Genomic DNA, 22,240 nt, shown 5'->3' with positions numbered 1-22,240 from the left:
CCCCCGCGCTCACAGGGCCGGAAGTCACCAAGCGGGCAGGAACTTGTTCGGCCGGACGGGCTCACCTACCCGGACCTGCGGGACCGGCCACTCGAACGGCCCAGGACAGCCGATCATCACCCGAACGCCAACGCGCCGCCCGGCCACTCTGCGTACGCCGGTAGCCTCTTGCCCGTGCCTGCCAAGCTCGAGGGCAAGGTCGCGACCGCCCCGCCCCGCCCCAACGCCATTCGCCCTGCTTCCGTGGCTGCTCTCGCCGCGGTGGCCGACGTGCACCTGACCAGGCCAGCGCATGCCGACGTCCAGGTGACGGGGGTTACTCTGCGTGCACAGCACGTGGTCGCCGGAGACCTCTACGCCGCGCTGCCGGGTGCCACGGTGCACGGCGCCGACTTCGCCGAGACGGCCATCGCCAACGGTGCCGTCGCCGTGCTGACCGACGAGGCCGGAGCCGCGCGCGACGCCCTCAAGGACGTGCCCGTGCTGATCCACCCACGCCCCCGCGAGGTCGTGGGCCTGCTCGCCGCGCACGTCTACGGACAGCCGTCGACCAAGATCAAGCTGTGGGGTGTCACCGGCACGTCCGGCAAGACCACCACCACGTACATGATCGAGTCGGTGCTGCGCGCCGCCGGGAAGCAGACGGGCCTGATCGGCACGGTCGGCACCCGCATCGGCGCCGAGCAGCTCGGCAGCTCCCACACCACGCCCGAGGCGCCGGACCTGCAGGCGTTGTTCGCGGTCATGGCCGAGCGCGGGGTCACCGACGTGGCGATGGAGGTGTCGAGCCACGCGCTGCACATGGGCCGCGTCGCCGCCACCGAGTTCGAGATCGGCGCGTTCACGAACCTGAGCCAGGACCACCTCGACTTCCACGCAGACATGGAGGAGTACTTCCAGGTCAAGGCGCAGCTGTTCGACGGCCGCGCGCGCAAGGAGGTCGTCTGCGTCGACGGCGAGTGGGGCGAGCGGCTCGTGAAGCCGGGCACCATCACCGTCGCCACGACCAAGCCCGCCACCTGGACCGCGAGCGACGTCGAGGTGTCCGCGACCGGCGAGCAGACGTTCACCGCGCACGGCCCCGGCGGCGACATCCGGATCCACCTGCCGCTGGCGGGCAGCTTCAACATCGCGAACGCCCTGCTGGCCATCGCCTGCCTGCACGTCGAGGGCATCGACGCCGGCGCGATCGCCGAGGGTCTGGCCAACGTCCAGGTGCCCGGCCGCATGCAGCGCATCGACGAGGGCCAGGCCTTCACGGCCGTCGTCGACTACTCGCACAAGCCCGCCGCCGTCGCGCTCGCGCTCGACGCCGTGCGCGCCAAGACCGACGGCCGGGTGATCGTCGTGCTCGGCTGCGGTGGCGACCGGGATCGGGCCAAGCGCCCGCTGATGGGCGAGGCCGCCGCCGAACGCGCCGAGGTGTTGATCATCACCGATGACAACCCCAGGAGCGAAGACGCGTCCTCTATTCGGGCCGCCATGCTCGAAGGGGCCCTCGCCACCGCGAACCGGGGCGAGGTGCTCGAGATCGGCGACCGGAGGCTCGCGATCGAGAAGGCCGTCGAGCTGGCCCATCCGGGTGACGTCGTCGTCGTGGCGGGCAAGGGACACGAGACGGGACAAGAGATCGCCGGCGTGATCCATCCGTTCTCGGACGTCGAGACGCTGACCGCCGCGATCAGAGAGGCGCACCGTTGATCGCACTCACGCTCGCCGAGATCGCTGAGATCGTCGGCGGACGCTTGCACGCGACCGATGGCAGTCCGGTGGTCACCGGCACCATCGAGTTCGACACCCGCAAGGTCACCGAGGGAGGGCTCTTCCTCGCGCTGCCGGGCGAACGCGTGGACGGCCACGACTTCGCCGCGCAGGCGGTGGCGTCCGGCGCGGCCGGTGTGCTGGCCGGCCGCGAGGTCGACGCGCCGTCGGTGATCGCGCCGCCGGTGGAGACCAAGCACGCCAACGCCTACGTGCTCGCGGGCGACACGACGGGCGAGGGCGCGGCGGTGCTCGAGGCACTGGCCAAGCTCGCCCGCCACGTCACGGACCGCCTGAAGGACCTGACGATCGTCGGCATCACCGGCTCCGCGGGCAAGACGTCCACCAAGGACCTCATCGCCCAGGTGCTGGCGCCGGCCGGAGAGGTCGTCGCGCCGCCGGAGTCGTTCAACAACGAGCTCGGCCACCCGTGGACCGCGCTGCGTTCCACCGAGGACACCAGGTTCCTGGTGCTGGAGCTGTCCGCACGCGGCATCGGCCACATCGAGAACCTCTGCCGGATCGCGCCACCGAAGTTCGGTGCCGTGCTCAACGTCGGCACCGCGCACGTCGGCGAGTTCGGCTCCCGCGAAGGCATCGCGCAGGGCAAGGGCGAGCTGGTCGAGTCGCTGCCCGAGGACGGCGTCGCGATCCTGAACGCCGACGACCCGCTGGTCGCGGGCATGGCGAGCCGCACCAAGGCCAAGGTCGTACTGGTCGGTGAGAACCCGAGCGCGCACGTCCGCGCGGAGAACATCGAGCTGGACGAGCAGGCCCGTGCGAGCTTCACGCTGAAGACCGCACAGGGAGACGCCCACGTCGCGTTGTCGCTGAACGGCCCGCACCAGGTGGGCAACGCGCTGGTCGCCGCCGCGATCGCGCTCGAACTGGGCGCCACGCCCGCCGAGGTGGCGAAGCGGCTGAGCGGCGCGCAGCGGGTCTCCGCACACCGCATGGTCATCACCGACCGTCCCGACGGCGTGACGGTCATCGACGACGCCTACAACGCGAACCCGGACTCGGTGAAGGCGGCGTTGAAGTCGCTCGCGTCGATCTCGCGCGCCTCCACGCCCGCCCGCCGCAGCTGGGCCGTCCTCGGCCCGATGGCGGAACTGGGCGACGACGCGGTGCGCGAGCACGACGAGATCGGCCGCCTGGTGGTGCGCCTGGACATCAGCAAGCTGGTCGTCGTCGGTGAAGCGGCCCGCGCGATGCACCAGGGTGCGCACCTGGAAGGATCTTGGGGAGACGAATCCGTCAGGGTGCCGGACGCGGACGCGGCGATCGCGTTGCTACGGGGGGAAGTCCGGCCCGGTGACGTCGTGCTGGTCAAGGCATCCAACGCTTATCGCCTGTGGCGCATTGCCGAGGCCCTGCTGGAGGCAGGAACCAAGTGAAGAGCATCCTGATCGCCGCAGCGATCGCACTGGCAGTGTCGATCCTGCTGACGCCCTACCTGATCAAGATCTTCTCCCGCCAGGGTTTCGGCCAGGAGATCCGTGAGGACGGTCCGCAGCACCACAAGACCAAGCGCGGTACGCCGACCATGGGTGGCCTCGCCATCCTGGTGGCCATGTGGGCCGGTTACCTCGGCACGCACCTCGTGAACTCGCTGTCGGCCTCCGCCTCCGGGCAGACCCCGACGGCGTCCGGCCTGCTCGTGCTGATGCTGACGACGTCGCTCGGCGTGGTCGGCTTCCTCGACGACTTCATCAAGATCCGCAAGGCCCGCAACCTGGGCCTGAACAAGACGGCGAAGCTGGTCGGCCAGTTCATCGCGACGATCACGTTCGCGATCCTGGTGCTGCAGTTCCCGAACAAGGACGGCCTGACGCCCGCGTCGGTCAACCTGTCGTTCGTCCGCGACATCACCGTGGTCTCGTTCGGCGTCATCGGGTTCATCGTCTTCTGCTACGGCATGGTCGCCGCCTGGTCGAACGCCGTGAACCTGACCGACGGCCTGGACGGTCTGGCCGGCGGCTCGTCGGCGATGGTGTTCGGCACGTACGTGGTGATCTCGTTCTGGCAGTTCCGCTGGAGCTGCTCGAGCTACTCGGTCGCCGGGTGTTACGACGTCCGCGACCCGCTGGACCTCGCGGTGATCGCCGCGGCCGCGATGGCGGGCTGCATCGGCTTCCTCTGGTGGAACGCGGCTCCCGCCAAGATCTTCATGGGTGACACCGGTTCGCTCGCGCTCGGCGGTCTCGTGGCCGGTCTCGCGATCGCGACCCGCACCGAGCTGCTGATGATCGTCATCGGTGGTCTGTTCGTGGTCGAGGCCCTGTCGGTGGCGTTGCAGGTCGCCGTCTTCCGCACCTCACGACGGCGTCTGTTCCGCATGGCACCGTTCCACCACCACTTCGAGCTCGCGGGCTGGGCGGAAACCACGGTCATCATCCGGTTCTGGTTGATGGGCGGTATCTGCTGCATGTTCGGTCTCGGTGTCTTCTACAGCGAATGGCTGACGGGCGGGTTCTAGGACGATGACCAAGCTGGCTGGTTCGAAGGTGCTGGTCGCCGGTGCTGGAGTGACCGGCCGGTCCGCCGCGGAGGCGTTGCTCGCGGCGGGGGCCGAGGTCGTGGTGACGGACTCGTCGCCGGAACGACTGGCCGCCCTGGAGACCCTGCTCGAAGGCGTCGAACTGGTGCCCGGCCTGGCCGAGCCGCCGGCCGGCACCTCGCTGGTGGTCACGAGCCCTGGCTGGCAGCCGTCCAGCCCGCTGCTCGCGGCCGCCGCCTCCGCGGGCATCGAGGTGATCGGCGAGGTCGAGCTGGCCTGGCGGATGGGCACCGAACTGGCCGACCCGCCGGTGTGGCTCGCGGTGACGGGCACGAACGGCAAGACCACCACGGTCGGCATGCTGGAGTCGATCCTGCACGCCGCCGGCGCGGACGCCGTGGCCTGCGGAAACGTCGGCCTGCCCGTTGTGGACGCGCTGCTGGCCGGTCGCCGGGTGCTCGCGGTGGAGCTGTCGAGCTTCCAGCTGTACTGGGCGCCGTCGGTGCGTCCGCAGGCGGGCGCGCTGCTCAACCTCGCGGAGGACCACCTCGACTGGCACGGCGGCATGGAGGCCTACGCCCAGGCCAAGGCCCAGATCCTCACCGGTGACGTGGCGATCGGCTGGCTCGACGACGAACTGGTCGGCGACCTGCTGGAGGCCTCGCCCGCGCGGGACCGGATCGGCTTCACGCTCGACGAGCCCGAGGACGGCCAGCTCGGTGTGCGCGACGGCTGGCTGGTCGACCGCGCGTTCGCCGACGACGAGGCGCTGGTCGAGGTCGCGAAGATCCGCCCGGCGGGCCCTCCCGGCATCGCGGACGCACTGGCCGCCACGGCCCTGGCGCGCGCGTACGGCGTGCCGTCCGAGGCCGTGCGCGAGGGCTTGGAGGCGTTCGAACCCGCCGCCCACCGCGCCGTGCTCGTCACCGTCGACGCAGCGGACGTCAAGTACATCAACGACTCGAAGGCGACGAACCCGCACGCGGCCGTGGCCTCGTTGCGCGCGTTCGACAGCGTCGTCTGGATCGCCGGCGGACTGCTGAAGGGCGCGTCGGTCGAGGACATGGTGCGCTCGGAGGCCCATCGGCTGCGGGGCGCGGTGCTGATCGGCGCCGACCGTCAGGTGATCGCGGACGCGCTGGCGAAGTACGCGCCGGACGTGCCCGTGCGCTCGCTCGACCTCGCCGACGACGAGGATCCGATGCTCGACGTCGTCCGTGCGGCGCAGGAGCTCGCGCAGTCCGGTGACACGGTCCTGCTCGCTCCGGCGGCCGCGTCGATGGACATGTTCAGCGACTACGCGCACCGCGGACAGGCGTTCACGGACGCCGTGAACCGCCTGACGGGTGGTCGGTAGGGTGATGGTGTCGTGACCGCCGGCCTTCACCGCGTCTTCCGGCGTTCAGCAGGGCGCCTCGCGACACCGCCCCCGCGCCCCCGTACTACCGGTACGAGGGCGCGGGGGCGGCACCGCGAGGCACCCGTCTGACCGTCGAAATACGGGGCAAAGGCCGGCGGTCACGACACCAAGAGGGCGACACGCCCCAGGAATCCCCGTTTGAGCGCTTGACACAGGAGACGATGATCTGGTGACCGTCGTCGCCGACAAGCCGAGAAGCAAGCGGAAGGTTCGTCCCGCGGGCCGCATCGCCTCGTTGCGCAGCGGGATGACCTCGTGGCTGGGCCGCCCGCTGGCCGACTTCCACCTGTTGCTCGCGATCTTCGGCATGCTCACCGTGCTCGGCCTGGTGATGGTGCTGTCGGCCTCCGCGCCGGGACAGGTCGCCTCGGGTGTGTCCGCGTACAGCGTGTTCCAGAAGCAGCTGATCTACGTGTGCATCGGCGCCGTGCTGTTCTGGGTGATGCTGCGGTTCCCGTTGCGCAAGCTCCGGCACTTCTCGACGGCCGCGATGGGCATCGGCGTGCTGCTGCTGGCACTCGTGCTGACGCCGCTCGGTGACGTCCGCGGTGGCGCGCGTTCGTGGTTCACGCTCGGGCCCATCTCGTTCCAGCCGATCGAGGCCGTGAAGCTCGCCCTGGCGTTGTGGGGCGCGCACGTCCTGGTCACCAAGCGCGCGTTGCTGTCGCAGTACCGGCACCTGCTGGTGCCCGTCGTGCCCGTGGCGATGCTGGTGTTCGCGCTGGTCATGCTCCAGCCCGACCTCGGCGGCACGATCACCCTCGGCGTCGTGCTGATCAGCCTGCTGTGGTTCGTGGGCGCGCCGATGCGGTTGTTCGGCGTGATCGCCGGTGGCGCGGTGGCGGGTGCCGTCGTGCTCGCGATCGGTGCCACGTACCGGCTCCAGCGCGTCACGACCTTCCTCAACCCCGACGCCGATCCGGAGGGCGCGGGGCATCAGGCGCGTCAGGCGATGTTCGCGCTCGCCGACGGCGGCCTGTTCGGCAAGGGACTCGCGCGGGGCAGCTCGCAGTGGCGGTACCTGCCCAACGTCGAGTCGGACTTCATCTTCGCCGTCATCGGCGAGGAGCTCGGGTTCGTCGGGTGCGCGCTGGTGCTGGTGCTGTTCGGCTCGCTCGCGTGGGTGGGCCTGCGGATCGCGTCGCGCAACACCGACCCGTGGATCCGGATCGTGGCCGCGACGCTGACGGTATGGCTGGTCGCGCAGGCCGCGATCAACATCGGCTACGTCGTGAAGCTGCTGCCGGTCACGGGTCTCACGCTGCCGATGATCTCCTCCGGCGGCACGTCGATCGTGATCACCATGATCGTGTTCGGCATCCTCGCGAACTGCGCCCGGCACGAACCCGACGCCGTGGCGGCGCTGCGGTCGATCGGTCCCGGCCGCGTCGGCGGGCTGCTCAGGCTGCCCGCTCCCGAGGCGTACCGGCCGCCCGCCAAGCGCAAGCCGGTCCGTCCGTCCACGCCCCCGCGCGCACCAGGGCGATCACGCACACAGCAACTTCCGGTCATGGACGAACGTCGTATGGCTGGACGGTCCGCTCCGCCTTCGGAGTACCGTCGCCGCGACTCGCGGCGCACGCAGGGCCGTTCAGAGCAAGGCCGGGCGACCCGCGGTCGCGGGCGATCCAACTGATGATTCTTCAGCCGACATAACTTGGGAGAAGTCTTGACCGGGCACCCTGCCCCCAGTGGTCCGTGCGTCGTGGTCGCGGGCGGTGGCACCGCCGGACACATCGAGCCGGCACTGGCGCTGGCCGACGCGGTCATGCGGCTGCGGCCGGACGCACGCGTCGTCGCTCTCGGCACCGCGCGCGGCCTCGAAAGCAAGATCGTGCCGGCCCGCGGGTACCCGCTGGAGCTGATCCCGCCGGTGCCGATGCCGCGCAAGCCCACCCTGGACCTGCTCAAGCTGCCGCTGAACGTGCGCGGCGCCGTGAAGCAGACGCGTGAGGTGCTGGAGCGCGTCGGCGCGGACGTCGTCGTCGGCTTCGGCGGCTACGTGGCGCTGCCCGCGTACCTGGCCGCGCGTGGCCGCGTGCCGATCGTGGTGCACGAGGCGAACGCCAAGGCCGGTCTCGCGAACAAGGTCGGCGCCAAGTTCGCCGCGCACGTCGCGGCGGCCGTGCCGGACTCCGGTCTCACCGACGCGGAGATCATCGGCATCCCGCTGCGCCAGTCGATCACGACGCTGAACCGCGCCGCGTTGCGCGACGAGGCCCGTCGGTTCTTCGGCCTGGACCCGCACGCGCCGGTGCTGCTGGTGTTCGGCGGTTCGCAGGGCGCGCGTTCGATCAACGAGGCCGTGGCGCCCGTCGCGGCGGAGTTCGCCCGCGCCGGCGTCGGTGTGCTGCACGCGTACGGCCCGAAGAACTCCGTTGCGGTGCAACAGGTTCCGGGCGCCCCGGCGTACGTGCCGGTGCCGTACCTGGAGCGCATGGACCTGGCGTACGCCGCCGCGGACGCCGTGCTGTGCCGTTCTGGCGCGATGACCGTCGCCGAGGTGTCGGCCGTCGGCCTGCCCGCGGTGTTCGTGCCGCTGCCGATCGGCAACGGCGAGCAGGCGCTGAACGCGGGCCCCGTCGTCTCCGCAGGCGGTGGCCTGCTGGTGCCCGACGAGGAGCTCACGCCGCAGAAGGTGGCGTCGCTGGTCGTGCCGCTGATGGCGGACCGCAACCGCTTGGCGCAGATGTCCGCCGCGACGCTGGGCACCGGCCGTCGTGAGGCGGACGAGGTCCTCGCCCGCATCGTGCTGGAGGTGATCAAGAAGTGAGTCTCGAACGCGTTCACCTCGTCGGGATCGGTGGTGCCGGCATGAGCGGCATCGCCAGGATCCTGCTGGCGCGCGGGGTGCAGGTGTCCGGATCGGACGCCAAGGACTCGCGGACCGTGCTGGCACTGCGTGCCCAGGGTGCGCGGATCGCCGTTGGTCACGACGCCTCGAACCTCGACCAGCTCGTCGGCGGTGCGACCGAGGTCGTGGTGTCGACCGCGATCAAGGAGACGAACCCCGAGTACGCGGCGGCCCGTGAACGCGGCATCACCGTGCTGCGCCGGGCCGAGGCTCTCGCGGCGCTGATGGAAGACCACCGCGTCGTGTGTGTTGCCGGTACGCACGGCAAGACGTCGACGACGTCGATGCTCACCGTCGCGTTGCAGCACTGCCGGGTCGACCCGTCGTTCGCGATCGGTGGTGACCTGAACGAGTCCGGCGCCAACGCCCACCAGGGCACCGGCGGCGTGTTCGTGGCCGAGGCGGACGAGTCCGACGGCTCGTTCCTGTTCTTCTCGCCGTCCGTCGCCGTCGTGACGAACGTCGAGGCCGACCACCTGGACCACCACGGCACCGTCGAGGCCTACACGGCCGTGTTCGACTCGTTCCTGGAGCGGATCGTGCCCGGCGGCGTGCTGGTGTCCTGTGTGGACGATCCCGGTGCGGTCCGGCTGGTCGCCGAGGCCCGTGCGCGAGGGATCCGGGTGCGCGAGTACGGCCGTTCCGCGTCCGACGCGCGTCTGGTCGACTACAAGCCGCTGGAGTCCGGTGGCCTGGCGTCGGTCGAGATCGACGGCGTGCAGATCGAGGTCAAGGTCGCGGTCCCCGGCGAGCACATGGCGCTGAACGCGATCGCCGCTCTGCTGGCCGGTCTGGAGCTCGGTGCGGACCAGGCCGGGCTGCTCGAGGGCCTCGCCGCCTTCGGTGGTGTGCGGCGCCGGTTCGAGTTCAAGGGCCGCGGCAACGGCGTGTCGGTCTACGACGACTACGCGCACCACCCGACCGAGGTCGACGCCCAGCTGCGGGCCGCGCGTCCGGTGGCGGGTGCCGGTCGCGTGATCGTGGTGTTCCAGCCGCACCTGTACTCCAGGACCCGGACGTTCGCGACCGAGTTCGCCGCCGCGTTGTCGCTGGCGGACGAGGTCGTCGTGCTGGACGTCTACGGCGCCCGCGAGGAGCCGGAGCCCGGCGTGACCGGCGCGTTGATCGCGGACCAGGTCACGGCCTCCGTGCACTACGAGCCGTCGTTCGACCGCGTGCCCGCCCTGGTGGCGTCGCTCGTGCGGGAGGGCGACCTGGTGGTGACCATGGGCGCGGGTGACGTGACGATGCTCGGCCCCGAGATCGTCAGCGCGCTGTCATGAGCGCACCGGTTCGCGGCAGGTCCACGCGAGTTCGCCCCGCGAACCGGAGACCGAAGAGCGCTGAGTACAAGGCGCGGCGCAGGGTGATCCTGCGCCGCCGCCTCGTCGCGCTGCTGTCCGTGCTTTCCGTCGTGGCGCTGGCCTACTGCGTCTTCTTCACGCCCTTGCTCGGCGTCCACCAGGTGGACGTCCGCGGCAACGTGGCGCTGACCGAGGACGAGGTCCGCGCCGTCGCGGCGATCGAGTCCGGCTCACCGCTGGTGCGCCTGGACCTCCAGGAGATCCACGACCGCGTCGCCGGCATCCCGCGTGTCGCCGCGGTCGAGGTCGAACGCCAGCTCCCCGGCACGGTCCGGCTGCTGCTCACCGAACGCGTCCCGGTCGGCTCGGTGAAGCTGCCGGACGGCTTCCACCTGGTCGACTCCACCGGCAAGGACTACGCGATCGTGCCGGCGGCGGCACAAGGTGTCCCCGAGCTTGTCCTTACGCTGCCGTCGTCCTCGGACCCGGCCACTCGCGCCGTGGTCGGGGTCGTGAACGAGCTGCCGGAGAAGCTGCGACCCGAGGTGGTGTCGGTGGCGGCGACGACCGGTGCCGACGTGAGGCTGACGCTGACGGGCAACCGCGTGGTGAAGTGGGGCAGCTCCGAGGACACGGCGCGCAAGGGAGCCGTGCTGACGGTGCTGCTCTCGCGGCCGGGCACGACGTACGACGTGTCGGCGCCGGACCTGGCCACGGTCTCCTAGCCCTCAACCGAGCGTCAGGTGGAAGCCTTCGGTCTCGGCTTCCTGCTGGCTCTTCCAGATCACACCGCGGTTGGCGTTGCCGATCTTCGCGCCGTACAGCCGCTCGTCCTCGGGGATTCCGCTCACGCTGAAGTTGAACTTGCACGACCCCAGCCCGGTCATCAACGTGCCGACGCCGAGAACCTCGTTCTCCTGGTTGACGATCTCGACCTGGCCGCCGAGCCGGATGTCGCTGTAGCCGCCTGATCCGCAGTTGCCGTTCACCGTCATCGACCCGCTGATCGTGAACACCCCGGGCGATGACGACGTGGACGGCGCGGCCGAACTCGTGTCGGCGGAGCGCAGCAGGTCGGGACCGGTGGCCCTGCCCAGCCCGAAGCCGATCCCGCCCGCTGTCAGCGCCACCAGCGCGAAACCGATCGCGAGCCACGGCGGCCGGCGTTTCGGTGGTTGCACCGGTTCTACGGCCACTACTGGCGGAAATGGTTCCACTGCGGTCCTTCGGTTCGAGGTCGTGCTGTCATCGCCGTGGTGCCGGCGGCCTCGACGGCGTTGGGCGCCCGTCAGCCGTTCGGCCTCAGTCGCGCCAGCGCGGCTCGTACGACGAGGCTGCCCAGCCTGCTCGTGACGAGTTCCAGGACGATCGCTTCGATGACGAGCGAACGCACGGACGCGGGTGCGGGTGCCAAGACATGCCTCCAGGTGATGAACGACTACCGTGCTCATCGGACTACCACTCGCGGTATTAGCCAGATCGATCGTTGTCACCCGAAGGAAGTACTCATGCCGGGCCACGTCGTCGTGGTGGGTGCTGGTCTCGCCGGACTGTCGGCCGCGTTGCACCTGCAGGGCAGCGGTCGCCGGGTCACCGTGGTCGAGCAGGCCGATGCCCCAGGTGGTCGTGCGGGCACCGTTCAGCTCGGTGGGTTCACGGCGGACAACGGGCCGACGGTGCTGACGATGCCCGAGTACCTGGAAGAGGCGTTCGACGCCGTGGGGGAGCGGCTTTCGGACTGGCTGACGCTCGACCGGGTCGATCCCGCCTATCGCGCGCGGTTCGCCGACGGGTCGCGCATCGCGGTGCACACCGACGCCGCGGCGATGAAGTCCGAGGTCCGGACCGTCTGCGGCGCAAGGGAAGCGGCTGGATATCGGAAGTTGCGGCGGTGGCTCGGCGAGCTGTACTCGGTGCAGCGCGAGCACTTCATCGGGGCGAACTTCGACTCGCCGTTCGACCTGGCACGGCCGGAGCTCGTGAAGCTCGCGCTGCTGGGCGGGTTCGGGCGGCTGGAACCGCAGTTGCGGCGGTTCTTGCGGGACGAGCGGTTGATCAGGCTCTTTTCGTTCCAGGCGTTGTATGCGGGCGTGCCGCCGCAGCAGGCCCTCGCGGCGTACGCGGTCATCGCGTACATGGACACCATCGCAGGCGTGTACTACCCGCGCGGTGGGATGCATGCGGTGCCTCAGGCGTTGGCCGGTGCTGCTGTTAAGCACGGTGCGGAGTTCCGTTACGGCACAACGGTCACACGGCTGGAGTGGCTCGGTGCGCGCGTTGCCGCCGTGCACACCGCTGAGGAGCGCATCGAGTGTGATGCGGTGGTCTTGGCGTGTGAACTGCCGGACGCCTATCGGTTGCTCGGGAAGTCGCCGCGTCGCGTGCTGCCGCATCGGTGGTCGCCGTCCGCGGTGGTGCTGCACGCCGCGACGGACCGCACGTGGGACCTGGGGCACCACAACATCCTGTTCGGCGCGGCGTGGCGCGGGACGTTCAGCGAGATCGTCCACAAGGGACGGTTGATGTCCGATCCGTCGCTGCTCGTCACGCACGCGCAGGACGGGCTGCACTACGTGCTGGCGCCGGCCCCGAACCTCAGGACCGGGCCGATCGACTGGCAGCGCGTCGGGCCCCGGTACCGCGACGAACTGGTGCGGACGCTGGAGGAGCGCGGGCTCGACGGGTTCGGCGCGGCGGTGCGCGACGAGGTGCTCGTCACGCCGGTGGACTGGGGCAACGCGGCGGGGACGCCGTTCGGGCTCGCGCACACCTTCACGCAGACGGGACCGTTCCGGCCGCGCAACGTCGTGCGGGGCGCGGAGAACGTGGCGCTGGCGGGAGCGGGCACCACGCCGGGTGTCGGGGTGCCGCCGGTGCTGATCTCCGGACGGCTCGCGGCCCAGCGGATAAATGCGGTGCGGCCGCGCTGACGCTCATGCAGGCTGCGCCGCATGACACGAGTCGCACCACCTCTGGTCGCCGATGAGCGCGCGACCTACACGGCCCTGCTGGACTACCTGCGTGCCACGATCGAGCTGAAGGTGGAGGGCCTGGCGGACGCCGACGCGGCCCGGCCGGTGCTGCCGTCGAAGCTGACGACGGCCGCCGGTGTGGTGAAGCACGTGCGATGGGTCGAGCACCACTGGTTCGAGGTTGTGCTGGCGGGACGTGCGTCGCGCGCCCCGTACACGATGGAGGACCCCGACGCGGACTGGCGCGTCGAGGAGGACGAGACGCTCGCCGGGTTCCTGGCGGACTACCGCGCGCAGTGCGAGGTGAGCCGGGAGGTCCTCGCCGGGCTGGCGCTCGACGCCGAGGTGCCGTTCCGGGGCGACCGGGTGGTCTCGGCCCGATGGGTGCTCGCGCACGTCATCGAGGAGACCGCCCGGCACGCCGGTCAGCTGGACGTGGTCAGGGAACTGCTCGACGGCACCGTCGGCGACTAGGCCGCCGGCAGCTCCCACTTCCGCGTGAGGCGGTTAGTCGTCCCCTCGCCGCGGTGCAGGCCTCGGCCACGATCACGCAGGTGCCGTAGAAGTCGGCGGCGCTCCTCAGGCGTACGACCTCGGTGAGCTGCGGTCCCGGTGTCGCGGATCCGCCACCGCTCGTCGTCCTCCTCCAGCGTGGGGACCGAGCACGTCGAAGTGGATCTCGTCGACGACCCGGCGCACGTACTCCCGGAACCGGGCGTCGCCGCCGTGTCGAGGCACTCACCCCGGGACGCGCTCTCGATCTCCACGATCCCCATAGGCCGGAGCGAGCGGGCACCACCGACGGAAAAACGCCGTTAAGACGGGCGAGACGATCTCGGATTCGAGGTCCGACTAGGCTTGCGCTTGCGTCGTCCTCAGGACAGTACGCACTACTTGACTGCACGACCGGGGAGTAGTAGCGCACAGTGTTGGGACCCTACGGCGTGGCTGCTGGACCGACGCACCGCCGGTGCTTACCGTCCAGCAGGAACATATGGGGTTGACATAACTCTGAGCCTCGATGAGAGGTTGAGAGTTTCAATCCGGGTGCAGCACACCCAGCACCACAGCGCGGACCACGATCAGGAAGGCGGATCCGATGACGCCCCCGCACAACTACCTCGCGGTGATCAAGGTCGTCGGCATCGGTGGTGGCGGCGTCAACGCCGTCAACCGCATGATCGAGGTCGGGCTGAAGGGCGTCGAGTTCATCGCGGTGAACACCGACGCCCAGGCCTTGCTGATGTCTGATGCCGACGTCAAGCTCGACATCGGCCGCGAGCTCACCCGCGGTCTCGGTGCCGGCGCCAATCCCGAGGTCGGGCACAAGGCCGCCGAAGACCACCGTGAAGAGATCGAGGAGGTCCTCAAGGGGGCCGACATGGTCTTCGTCACCGCAGGTGAAGGTGGCGGCACGGGCACCGGCGGCGCGCCGGTGGTCGCCTCGATCGCCCGCAAGCTCGGCGCACTGACCATCGGCGTGGTGACGCGCCCGTTCTCGTTCGAGGGCAAGCGCCGCGCCAAGCAGGCGGAAGACGGCATCCAGGCGCTGCGCAACGAGTGCGACACGCTCATCGTCATCCCGAACGACCGGCTGCTCCAGCTCGGTGACATCGGCGTCAGCCTGATGGACGCCTTCCGGTCAGCGGACGAGGTCCTCCTCTCCGGTGTCCAGGGCATCACCGACCTGATCACGACCCCCGGTCTGATCAACCTGGACTTCGCCGACGTCAAGTCGGTCATGTCCGGCGCGGGCTCGGCGTTGATGGGCATCGGCTCGGCGCGAGGAGAGGGCCGAGCGGTGCAAGCCGCGCAGAAGGCCATCAACTCGCCACTGCTGGAAGCCTCGATGGAAGGCGCGCACGGCGTCCTGCTGTCGATCGCCGGCGGCTCCGATCTCGGCCTCTTCGAGATCAACGAGTCCGCCTCGCTCGTCCAGGAAGCGGCACACCCGGACGCGAACATCATCTTCGGTACGGTCATCGACGACTCCCTGGGCGACGAGGTCCGGGTCACGGTGATCGCGGCCGGCTTCGACGCTGGCGGCCCCACGCACAAGAAGCTGGAGCCGACGGCGCTGTCCTCGCCGCCTCGGACGGCCAGCGGGCCCATCGCCTCCGCGACCGCTGTGCCGACGCACGTGCAGCAGCCGGTCGCGCCGCCTGTGCAGGCTCCTGTGGCCCAGCCGGTCCAGCACCAGCAGCCGGTCCAGCACCAGCACCCGGTCCAGCAGCCCGAGGTTCGGCAGGCTCCGCCGGTGCAGCAGCCTCCTACCACGGTTCCTCCGCAGCCTTCGCCGGCTCAGGGGAACGGGTACGTGCCTTCTGTGCCTCGGTCTTTGTCGCCCAACGGGTCTCTGCCTTCCCGGCCGGTGCCGGTCACCGAGGACCCTGACGACGAGGTGGACGTGCCGCCGTTCATGCGGCGGTGAGGCTGGGTTTTCGGCCGGTGGGATTTCTACCGGTGGATTTGCCGCTGGTGGACTTTCGGCCGGTGGATTTGCGGTTCTGATCTTGTCGGACCCCCTGAGTAGCGTTTGGGCTCAGGGGGTCTTCCTATTGGGGGGACGCCTGCGTCAGCTTGGGGCGTTGTGGGTCGGGCTGGTGGTTGGGGGCGTTGCGGGGTAGGGCTGGTGGTTGCGGGCTGGGCTGGGTGCGGTCTGCGGCTTGGCCTGGGCCGGATGGTGGCCTTGCGGGCGGTGGCCTTTGTCGGCGGTCACCTTGCGATCCGTGGCCTTTGTCGGGTGGTCGCCCTTGCGGTCCGCTGGGTTTGCGGGGTGGTCGCCTTGCTGGCGGCGGATTTGCGTTGGGCGCGCCTGTTGCGTCGCGTTCCCCCTGTTGCGGGCGGCGTGTTTCTGTTGCGTGCTTCCCCTTGGGGGCTCTGCCCCCAGACCCCCGGCAATCTGATCGGGGGGTAGCGCCGCCTGCGGGTAGATGGCACGCCTGCTGCTTTGGGCGGCTGCCGGTTGCTTTGTGGGGTGCGTTGGCGGTCTCGCCTGCTCAGGACGGCTCGCCTTCGGCTTCGCGGGTGAGCGGGCGGCGTGGTGGTGGGCGTCGGTGAGGTGGGGTGTTGTGCGAACTAGGGTGTGGTGGTGCGCATTCGTCGTGTTGTCACCACCCGCGCCGGTGGCGTGTCCAAGGCGCCCTACGAGTCGTTCAACCTCGGCGATCACGTGGGGGACGACCTCGAGGCGGTCGAGGCCAACCGGGCTCGGCTTGCCGGAGGGATTGGGCTGACGCCCGACCGGTTGGTCTGGATGGAGCAGGTGCATGGGCGGACCGTTGCGACGGTGGACGGGCCGCAGGCTGAGCCGCTTGAGGCTACTGATGCTGTTGTGACGAAACAGGCTGGTCTCGGGCTTGTGGTGTTGACGGCTGACTGTGTGCCGGTGTTGCTCGGGGACGAGGTCGCCGGGGTTGTCGGGGCCGTGCACGCCGGGCGGGTTGGTGCTCGGGTCGGCGTTGTGGTCGAGGCTCTCAAGGCGATGATGGCGCTGGGGGCGGAGCTCGAACGCATCGAGGTTCTGCTTGGGCCGTCGGTCTGCGGTGAGTGCTACGAGGTGCCCGCGGACATGCAGAAGGACGTCGAGAAGCATCTGCCTGGGAGCGCTTCCAAGTCGCGGAAGGGCACGCCCGCGCTGGATTTGAGGGCCGGGTTGTGGAACCAGCTCGGTAGTGCCGGGGTCGGGAAGATCGGTGTCGACCCGCGGTGCACGTTCGAGGAGAAGGATCTGTTCAGCCATCGGCGGCAGGCGCCCACCGGGCGGCTCGCGTCGGTCATCTGGATCGAGCCGTGAGTCGCGAGGAAGAGCTCGCGGCGAACCTCGCGGAGGTCGAGGAGCGCATCGTCAAAGCCTGTGAGGTGGCGGGGCGGGCGCGGGATGAAGTGATGTTGCTCGCGGTGACGAAAACCTGGCCCGCGAGCGATGTGGAGATCCTTTATGGGCTCGGGTTGCGGAACTTCGCGGAGAACCGCGATCAGGAAGCGAGTGTGAAGGTCGGCCAATTGAGACATCTCGAAGACGCGAGATGGCACATGGTCGGGCGATTGCAGCGAAACAAGGCGAAGTCCGTCGTCGAGTGGGCCGATCAGGTCGACTCCGTGGACAGCGTCCGGCTGGCCGAGGCCCTGGCCAAGGCGGCGCACGCGAAAGGCAAGAAACTCGACGTGTTGCTGCAGGTCAGCATCGACGGGGACACGTCACGCGGGGGAATCGCTGTTCCGGACGTGGAGGAACTGGCTGGCGTGATCACTCGTTCGGGTGATCTTATTCTCCGAGGTGCGATGACTGTCGCGCCTCGGACGATGAAGCCGTCGCAGGCGTTTCAGGCGTTGGTTTCGGTGGTATCTGGCCTACGTGATCATCATCCCACTGCCATCGGTGTGTCAGCGGGAATGAGCGGTGACCTGGAAGATGCCATCTCGCACGGATCGACCTGTGTGCGTGTCGGAACGGCGTTGCTCGGCGGCCGGCGACTAACCTCGCCGTAGGTTGTCGGGAACCTCGGGACCGTCCGCACCGTCCCTAAGAGTGGGGCACCGCCGAGGAGGGGCTGGAATGAGCGCTTTGCACAAGCTGAAGGCCTACTTCGGGATGGTCCCCGCCGAGTACGCAGACGACCCCGGCTACGACGACGACCGAGGCCGCTACGGCGACTACCGGTCCGAGTACGCGGCCGAGGCCGACGACTACGACCCGTACCCGCGGCGCAGCCGCGTGTTCACGCCGGGCCGGTCGGAGCCGCAGGGCTCCGGGTACCGGGCCGACATCGACGACTCGGACGACTACGAGCCGGAGTCGCGGCGCGGGGGCAGCCCCTCGAGCACGCGACGCTGGAGTGCCGATGCACCCGTGCACGGCGCACTCGCCATCGAGCCGCAGCGCGAGCCCGTGAGCAGGCTGCGTCCCGTCGCCGAGCCGGTAGGCAACCCGTTGGCGCGCATCACGACGCTTCACCCCCGTACCTACAGCGAGGCGCGCACGATCGGGGAGCACTACCGGGACGGCACCCCGGTGATCTTGAACCTGACCGACATGGACGACGCCGACGCGAAGCGTCTCGTCGACTTCTCGGCCGGACTCGCGTTCGCTCTGCGCGGGTCCATGGACAAGATCACCAGCAGGGTGTTCCTTCTCTCACCGCCGAACGTTGACGTCACGGCGGAGGATCGCAGGAAGCTGGCGGAGGGCGGGTTCGGGAACCACGGTTAGAGTTGACCCGTGGACCCCATCCGTCTCGTCATCTTCTACGTCCTGTTCGCGTTCTCCCTGTTCCTGACCGCGCGTGTCGTGGTCGAGATGGTGCGGACGTTCGCGAGGGAGTGGCGCCCAGCTGGCGGCGTAGCCGTGACGCTTGAGACCGTCTACACGGTCACCGACCCACCGGTTCGTGCGCTCCGTCGGGTGATCCCGACTGTGCGGATCGGGGGCGTCGGGCTGGACCTATCGATTATTGTGCTGTGGCTAGTCGTTATCATTCTGATGCGATTCGCAGATCCCAGGTGACGGGGAACCGTGGGATGACCGCAGCCCAGGAGTGCGAGAGGTGATCCGATGCCGTTGACCCCCGCTGACGTGCACAATGTTGCATTCAGCAAGCCGCCGATTGGCAAGCGGGGCTACAACGAGGACGAGGTGGACGCGTTCCTCGACCTGGTTGAGGGCGAGCTCGCCCGCTTGATCGAGGAGAACAACGACCTCCGTCAGCAGGTCGAGCAGCTCGACCAGCAGCTTGAGACGTCGCGCGCCGACCTCGACGACGCGCGTGCGAAGGCTTCTTCGAGCCCCATGACGACCCGTATGCCGGTCGAGGAGCCGCGCCGCCTGGCGCCGGTCCCGCCGCCGTCGGTGATGGAGCAGACGTCCCCTGGTGGTGGCGGAGACCACCACGTGCAGGCCGCGAAGGTCCTGGGTCTCGCCCAGGAGATGGCGGACCGGCTGACCGGCGAGGCGAAGGCCGAGGCGGACGGCATGCTGTCCGAGGCCCGCACGAAGTCCGAGCAGCTGTTGTCCGAGGCTCGCGCCAAGGCCGACACGATGGTCAACGAGGCGCGCACGCGTGCCGAGACCATGCTCAACGACGCGCGGACGCGTTCCGAGACGCTGGAGCGGCAGGCCCGTGAGAAGGCCACCGCGCTGGACCGCGACGCGCAGCGCAAGCACGCCGAGGTGATGGGCAACATCACCCAGGAGAAGAACACGCTCGAGAAGCAGATCGACAAGCTGCAGACGTTCGAGCGCGAGTACCGCACGCGACTGAAGACGATGCTCGAGTCGTCCCTGCGCGACCTCCAGGACCGCGGCCCCGCCGCTCCGTCCGAGGGTCGTTCCCAGGGCTACTCGTTCGGCGCACGCGCTGAAGCGGGCTGAACTACTGTTCGCTAGGTGCTCTTCGTAGTTCTACTTCTGGTGCTGGCAGCCCTCGGGTTGCTCGTGCCTGCGCTGGCCACGTCCAACACGATCTGGGCGTGGTCGTCCGTGGGTGCGAGCGTGCTCGCCGCCCTGGTCCTCGCTTGGGACTGGTGGCGGCGGCGAACGGGGGACCCCGCTGCCGACGCGCAGAGTGTAGATCAACTAGCTGTAGCTGATGATCAACGGGTGGTGGAGCCGGCGGTAGCCGACACGCCGTCCGCTGACGAGGAACCACTGGAAGAGGACACCGACGCGGCGGACCTGCTCGTCGTGGCCGATCTGGTGGACGAGGTGCGGGTGCTGGACGAACGGCCCCGGTATCACCTGAGTTCGTGTTCCTGGCTTGCCGGGAGGCCCACACTGGGCCTCCCGGTGCAGGAGGCACGGCAGTTGCAGTTCACGCCTTGCGCCCTGTGCACCCCGGATGCGGTGCTGGTGCGCAGGAGCCGAACCTCCGCGCCCGACGTCAGCGCCGATAGCTGATCTTCGCGCGGAACGTCGTGTTCGCCTCGGTGCTCCCGTGGTGTTCGACCGCCCCGTCGAACTCGGAGATGTGCCCGTCCGGGCCGTACTCGAGGTGTTCGACGGTGAACACACCGCGCTCGTCGAGCGGCCCGATGCCGCGGTTGATCACGCGCACCCGCTGGTCCACGTAGCTGCCCTCGGTGATGCGCTGCCCGTCGTTCCGGGCCAGGTCGATCTGCAGGTACTCCCCGCCGACCGGGGCGTTGGCCTTGACGCGGATCATGCGGTCCGGGTGTTCCCAGACCGAGAACAGGTCCGGCGGCGTCCAGGCGCCCGAACGACCCTCGGCGGGCGACGAGCCGGGGTCGGAGTCCCAGATCAGGTAGTTGGTGTCGGCGGCCGTGGCCGGTGCGGCGGTGGCGACCAGCAGGGTCGCGGCTAGCAGTGCGGCGCGCATCAGGCACCCCGCACGTAGTGGACGTTCACCAGGAGCGCGTTGTCCGGGCTGTCGCCGCAGCGGTGTTCGAGCGACAGGTCGAGCGCGGTCACGACGCCCTGGTCGTCGAGGTCGAGGCGGTCGACTGTGTAGTCCGCGGCGAGGTCGCGGCAACCGAGACCCTTGTTGATGACCAGCGCTTTCTGGTCGGTGTGGGTGCCGGTCGCGACCGGGGTCCCGTCGTGGCGCGAGAGGTCGACCGTGTACCTGGCGCCCGGCCCGCTGACGTCGATGTGCAGGGTGTTGTCGTCCCACGCCCGCTGGCTCACGACGAACTGCGGCGTGGTCCAGGTGCCCTGCGTGGCGGTGATCGGGAACGCGTTGGCGTCCGCGTCGAACTCGAACGTCGACGGGTCGGCAGCGGACGCGACGCCCGCGCCCAGCAGCGAAAGAGCGCAGGTCAAAGCTAAGACACGCATCTGATCCCCCCAGAAGATGGCCTGTGGGGCCAGTCTGGTGCAGGTGCGGGAGCCCTTGCATGAGTGCTTCTACTCAGAGCACGACCGGGCGTGCGCCGTGAGCGGTGACCAGGCCCGGCAGGCGTTCGCGACTGGTCACGACGACACGGCATCGGGGAGTGCCCGGTAGCAGCGGCACGACCTGTGCGGTGTCCGCAGCGTTGTCCAGCACGATGAGCATTCGCCGGTCTGCCAGCAACGTGCGGTAGAGCGCTGTCTGCGCGTGCGGCTCCGGTGGGATGCCGTCCGGGCTGGTGCCCAGGGCGGTGATGAACGCGCGGACGACGTCGGCCGGGTCGGAACCGTTGAGGTCCACGAACAACTGGCCGTCCGGGTAGTCGGCGGCGTGCTCGTGCGCCCAGTGCAACGCGAGCCGCGTCTTGCCCGCGCCGGGTGGTCCGGTGATCGTGACGATCGGGCCGTCCACGTCCAGGGCCGCGAGCTCGGCCGTCATGCCGGTGAAATCCGTTGGGGCGGCAGGGAGTTGGCGCGGGCTCCACTGTGGACGTTGGAGCAGTGACGCGTGCAGGTCGCGCAGCGCGGGGCCGGGGTCTAGGCCCAGTTCGTCCGCCAGCCGGTCGCGCAGCCGCGTGTAGTGGGCGAGTGCGTCGGAGCGTCGGTCTGCGGCGATCAGCGCCCGCATCAGCTGGCCCGCGAGGCGTTCGTCGAGGGGGCGTGCGGACGTGCGCGCGGTCAGTTCGGCGACCAGGGACTGGTTCTCGCCGGCGGCCAGGCGGGCGTCGGTGCGGTCGAGTTCGGCGGCGGTGATCTCGCCCGCCAGGGTCTCGCGCAGGTCGGCGAAGTACGCGCCGTGCAGCCCGGAGAACGGTTCGCCGCGCACGAGTGTCATGGCCTCGTCGGGCCGTCCTGAGGCAACGAGAGAGCGGAAGCGGTGCAGGTCGACGGACGCGGGGTCGGCCTCCAGCACGTAACCACCGGAGCGGCGGACGATCGGGATGCCGTCCAGCGCCGTCCGCAACCGGGACACGTAGCTGTAGAGCGCTGACTTGGCCTGCCGCGGCGGCTCGTCGCCCCACACCCTGGACAGCAGCTTGTCGATGCCGACGACCTGGTTGACGTCCACCAGCAGCACCGCCAGCACGCTCAGCTGGCGTGCGTGGCCCACGTCGACGAGGCCGGCGTCGAGCAGGACCTCGGGGGAGCCGAGGACGCGGAACTCGTACCTCACCGGTCCAGGAACAGCAGCATGATCAGCAACGCCAGCAGCGCCAGGTCCACGACCACGCCCGTCGGCTTCGAGTCGTACCGCAGCCGGGTGATCGTGGCGCCTGCCATCAGCAGCCCGAGCCCGAGGGTGGCCGCGTGCGCCACCCAGTCCCACGTGACCAGGCCGACGACCAGGCCCGCGGCGCCCGCCCACTCCAGCGCGCCGATGGTGCGCCACAGCGCCGGGTTCATCCGGAAGTGGTCGCGGGCCTGCAGTGACGCCTTCGCCCCGAACAGCTTGCCCGCACCTGTCGCCACGAACAGCAGGGCCAGCACGATCGACAACGCGATGGTCAACGTCATCGGGCGAGCATACGGTTTGCGCCTCCGGTTACCCTGTAACTCACAGGCACCGATCCGGCCATCACCGG

The 22,240-nt window shown here is 69.7% G+C and carries 23 protein-coding genes; 17 read left to right on the top strand and 6 right to left on the bottom strand.

From position 1 onward, the window contains the following. Positions 1 to 174: 174 nt before the first annotated feature. The 8 genes from ACSHWB_RS04880 (at position 175) to ACSHWB_RS04845 (ending at position 10,564) form a co-directional block, all read left to right on the top strand. Positions 175 to 1,701 carry a UDP-N-acetylmuramoyl-L-alanyl-D-glutamate--2,6-diaminopimelate ligase gene (locus tag ACSHWB_RS04880; RefSeq protein ID WP_439660889.1) on the top strand — a complete coding sequence of 509 codons (1,527 nt, stop codon included), beginning with the start codon at positions 175 to 177 and terminating at the stop codon, positions 1,699 to 1,701. Then, positions 1,698 to 3,158: a UDP-N-acetylmuramoyl-tripeptide--D-alanyl-D-alanine ligase gene (locus tag ACSHWB_RS04875; RefSeq protein ID WP_439660888.1), complete on the top strand. Its 1,461-nt coding sequence runs from the start codon at positions 1,698 to 1,700 to the stop codon at positions 3,156 to 3,158. Before ACSHWB_RS04880 ends, ACSHWB_RS04875 begins: the two co-directional genes overlap by 4 nt. After that, positions 3,155 to 4,240 (top strand): phospho-N-acetylmuramoyl-pentapeptide-transferase, encoded by a 1,086-nt coding sequence (gene mraY, locus ACSHWB_RS04870; RefSeq protein ID WP_439660887.1) that lies wholly within the window; start codon positions 3,155 to 3,157, stop codon positions 4,238 to 4,240. The genes ACSHWB_RS04875 and mraY overlap by 4 nt, the downstream gene beginning before the upstream one ends. Positions 4,241 to 4,244: 4 nt before the next feature. Beyond that, complete coding sequence (gene murD / locus ACSHWB_RS04865) at positions 4,245 to 5,618, top strand: UDP-N-acetylmuramoyl-L-alanine--D-glutamate ligase (RefSeq protein WP_439660886.1); 1,374 nt, start codon at positions 4,245 to 4,247, stop codon at positions 5,616 to 5,618. Positions 5,619 to 5,850: 232 nt separating this feature from the next. Next, entirely contained in the window at positions 5,851 to 7,317 is a 1,467-nt protein-coding gene (ftsW, locus tag ACSHWB_RS04860; protein WP_439660885.1) for a putative lipid II flippase FtsW, read from the top strand. Between the two features lie 33 nt (positions 7,318 to 7,350). Beyond that, the gene (gene murG, locus ACSHWB_RS04855) at positions 7,351 to 8,454 is read left to right on the top strand and encodes an undecaprenyldiphospho-muramoylpentapeptide beta-N-acetylglucosaminyltransferase (protein ID WP_439660884.1); all 1,104 of its coding nucleotides are present in this window, start codon (positions 7,351 to 7,353) and stop codon (positions 8,452 to 8,454) included. Next, a complete protein-coding gene (gene murC, locus ACSHWB_RS04850; protein ID WP_439660883.1) occupies positions 8,451 to 9,818 on the top strand; it encodes a UDP-N-acetylmuramate--L-alanine ligase in 1,368 nt (455 codons plus the stop codon). The genes murG and murC overlap by 4 nt, the downstream gene beginning before the upstream one ends. Beyond that, positions 9,815 to 10,564, top strand: a complete 750-nt coding sequence (locus tag ACSHWB_RS04845; RefSeq protein ID WP_439660882.1) for a cell division protein FtsQ/DivIB — start codon at positions 9,815 to 9,817, stop codon at positions 10,562 to 10,564. Before murC ends, ACSHWB_RS04845 begins: the two co-directional genes overlap by 4 nt. A 3-nt stretch (positions 10,565 to 10,567) precedes the next feature. Here ACSHWB_RS04845 and ACSHWB_RS04840 read toward each other — a convergent pair whose 3' ends face one another. Together ACSHWB_RS04840 and ACSHWB_RS04835 are read right to left on the bottom strand one after the other, a co-directional pair. After that, positions 10,568 to 11,020, bottom strand: coding sequence for a hypothetical protein (locus ACSHWB_RS04840; protein WP_439660881.1), 453 nt, complete (start codon positions 11,018 to 11,020; stop codon positions 10,568 to 10,570). A gap of 107 nt (positions 11,021 to 11,127) precedes the next feature. Then, positions 11,128 to 11,253 carry a hypothetical protein gene (locus tag ACSHWB_RS04835; RefSeq protein WP_439660880.1) on the bottom strand — a complete coding sequence of 42 codons (126 nt, stop codon included), beginning with the start codon at positions 11,251 to 11,253 and terminating at the stop codon, positions 11,128 to 11,130. Between the two features lie 94 nt (positions 11,254 to 11,347). Between ACSHWB_RS04835 and crtI the strand changes: the two genes are divergently transcribed. The 9 genes from crtI to ACSHWB_RS04790 all read left to right on the top strand — a co-directional run bounded on the left by crtI (position 11,348) and on the right by ACSHWB_RS04790 (position 19,706). Then, positions 11,348 to 12,769 carry a phytoene desaturase family protein gene (gene crtI, locus ACSHWB_RS04830; protein WP_439660879.1) on the top strand — a complete coding sequence of 474 codons (1,422 nt, stop codon included), beginning with the start codon at positions 11,348 to 11,350 and terminating at the stop codon, positions 12,767 to 12,769. 21 nt (positions 12,770 to 12,790) lie between these two features. Beyond that, positions 12,791 to 13,285 carry a DinB family protein gene (locus tag ACSHWB_RS04825; RefSeq protein WP_439660878.1) on the top strand — a complete coding sequence of 165 codons (495 nt, stop codon included), beginning with the start codon at positions 12,791 to 12,793 and terminating at the stop codon, positions 13,283 to 13,285. A gap of 625 nt (positions 13,286 to 13,910) precedes the next feature. After that, entirely contained in the window at positions 13,911 to 15,242 is a 1,332-nt protein-coding gene (gene ftsZ, locus ACSHWB_RS04820) for a cell division protein FtsZ (RefSeq protein WP_439660877.1), read from the top strand. Between the two features lie 660 nt (positions 15,243 to 15,902). After that, a complete protein-coding gene (gene pgeF, locus ACSHWB_RS04815; RefSeq protein ID WP_439660876.1) occupies positions 15,903 to 16,607 on the top strand; it encodes a peptidoglycan editing factor PgeF in 705 nt (234 codons plus the stop codon). Next, positions 16,604 to 17,302 carry a YggS family pyridoxal phosphate-dependent enzyme gene (locus ACSHWB_RS04810; RefSeq protein WP_439660875.1) on the top strand — a complete coding sequence of 233 codons (699 nt, stop codon included), beginning with the start codon at positions 16,604 to 16,606 and terminating at the stop codon, positions 17,300 to 17,302. Before pgeF ends, ACSHWB_RS04810 begins: the two co-directional genes overlap by 4 nt. 67 nt (positions 17,303 to 17,369) lie before the next feature. After that, a complete protein-coding gene (locus tag ACSHWB_RS04805; RefSeq protein ID WP_439660874.1) occupies positions 17,370 to 18,023 on the top strand; it encodes a cell division protein SepF in 654 nt (217 codons plus the stop codon). An 18-nt stretch (positions 18,024 to 18,041) separates the two neighbouring features. After that, complete coding sequence (locus tag ACSHWB_RS04800; RefSeq protein ID WP_089950699.1) at positions 18,042 to 18,317, top strand: YggT family protein; 276 nt, start codon at positions 18,042 to 18,044, stop codon at positions 18,315 to 18,317. A gap of 48 nt (positions 18,318 to 18,365) precedes the next feature. After that, positions 18,366 to 19,181, top strand: a complete 816-nt coding sequence (gene wag31, locus ACSHWB_RS04795) for a DivIVA-like cell division protein Wag31 (RefSeq protein ID WP_093597422.1) — start codon at positions 18,366 to 18,368, stop codon at positions 19,179 to 19,181. Positions 19,182 to 19,196: 15 nt separating this feature from the next. Continuing rightward, the gene (locus ACSHWB_RS04790; RefSeq protein ID WP_439660873.1) at positions 19,197 to 19,706 is read left to right on the top strand and encodes a hypothetical protein; all 510 of its coding nucleotides are present in this window, start codon (positions 19,197 to 19,199) and stop codon (positions 19,704 to 19,706) included. On the opposite strand, the gene ACSHWB_RS04785 is transcribed toward ACSHWB_RS04790, so the two are convergent. The 4 genes from ACSHWB_RS04785 to ACSHWB_RS04770 all read right to left on the bottom strand — a co-directional run bounded on the left by ACSHWB_RS04785 (position 19,690) and on the right by ACSHWB_RS04770 (position 22,172). Further along, on the bottom strand, positions 19,690 to 20,145 hold the full coding sequence (locus ACSHWB_RS04785; protein ID WP_439660872.1) for a hypothetical protein: 456 nt from the start codon (positions 20,143 to 20,145) through the stop codon (positions 19,690 to 19,692). The genes ACSHWB_RS04790 and ACSHWB_RS04785 overlap by 17 nt on opposite strands. Next, positions 20,145 to 20,603: a hypothetical protein gene (locus ACSHWB_RS04780; protein ID WP_439660871.1), complete on the bottom strand. Its 459-nt coding sequence runs from the start codon at positions 20,601 to 20,603 to the stop codon at positions 20,145 to 20,147. The genes ACSHWB_RS04785 and ACSHWB_RS04780 overlap by 1 nt, the downstream gene beginning before the upstream one ends. 73 nt (positions 20,604 to 20,676) lie before the next feature. Next, positions 20,677 to 21,831 (bottom strand): BTAD domain-containing putative transcriptional regulator, encoded by a 1,155-nt coding sequence (locus ACSHWB_RS04775; RefSeq protein ID WP_439660870.1) that lies wholly within the window; start codon positions 21,829 to 21,831, stop codon positions 20,677 to 20,679. Continuing rightward, entirely contained in the window at positions 21,828 to 22,172 is a 345-nt protein-coding gene (locus ACSHWB_RS04770) for a DoxX family protein (RefSeq protein ID WP_439660869.1), read from the bottom strand. Before ACSHWB_RS04770 ends, ACSHWB_RS04775 begins: the two co-directional genes overlap by 4 nt. Between the last annotated feature and the right edge of the window lie 68 nt (positions 22,173 to 22,240).

It is taken from the genome of Lentzea sp. HUAS TT2 (assembly GCF_051853195.1).
Lineage (GTDB): Bacteria > Actinomycetota > Actinomycetes > Mycobacteriales > Pseudonocardiaceae > Lentzea.
The sequence above is the reverse complement of the archived record's forward strand: the minus strand, read 5'-3'. Positions and strand labels throughout refer to the sequence as shown.

Excerpts from the sequence above, each read along its gene's own strand:
- ACSHWB_RS04785 (WP_439660872.1), bottom strand. The coding sequence starts at position 20,145 with ATGCGCGCCGCACTGCTAGCCGCGACCCTGCTGGTCGCCACCGCCGCA.
- crtI (WP_439660879.1), top strand. The coding sequence starts at position 11,348 with ATGCCGGGCCACGTCGTCGTGGTGGGTGCTGGTCTCGCCGGACTGTCG.
- murD (WP_439660886.1), top strand. The coding sequence starts at position 4,245 with ATGACCAAGCTGGCTGGTTCGAAGGTGCTGGTCGCCGGTGCTGGAGTG.
- ACSHWB_RS04805 (WP_439660874.1), top strand. The coding sequence starts at position 17,370 with ATGAGCGCTTTGCACAAGCTGAAGGCCTACTTCGGGATGGTCCCCGCC.
- ACSHWB_RS04770 (WP_439660869.1), bottom strand. The coding sequence starts at position 22,172 with ATGACGTTGACCATCGCGTTGTCGATCGTGCTGGCCCTGCTGTTCGTG.
- ACSHWB_RS04825 (WP_439660878.1), top strand. The coding sequence starts at position 12,791 with ATGACACGAGTCGCACCACCTCTGGTCGCCGATGAGCGCGCGACCTAC.
- ACSHWB_RS04845 (WP_439660882.1), top strand. The coding sequence starts at position 9,815 with ATGAGCGCACCGGTTCGCGGCAGGTCCACGCGAGTTCGCCCCGCGAAC.
- ACSHWB_RS04780 (WP_439660871.1), bottom strand. The coding sequence starts at position 20,603 with ATGCGTGTCTTAGCTTTGACCTGCGCTCTTTCGCTGCTGGGCGCGGGC.
- ftsZ (WP_439660877.1), top strand. The coding sequence starts at position 13,911 with ATGACGCCCCCGCACAACTACCTCGCGGTGATCAAGGTCGTCGGCATC.
- wag31 (WP_093597422.1), top strand. The coding sequence starts at position 18,366 with ATGCCGTTGACCCCCGCTGACGTGCACAATGTTGCATTCAGCAAGCCG.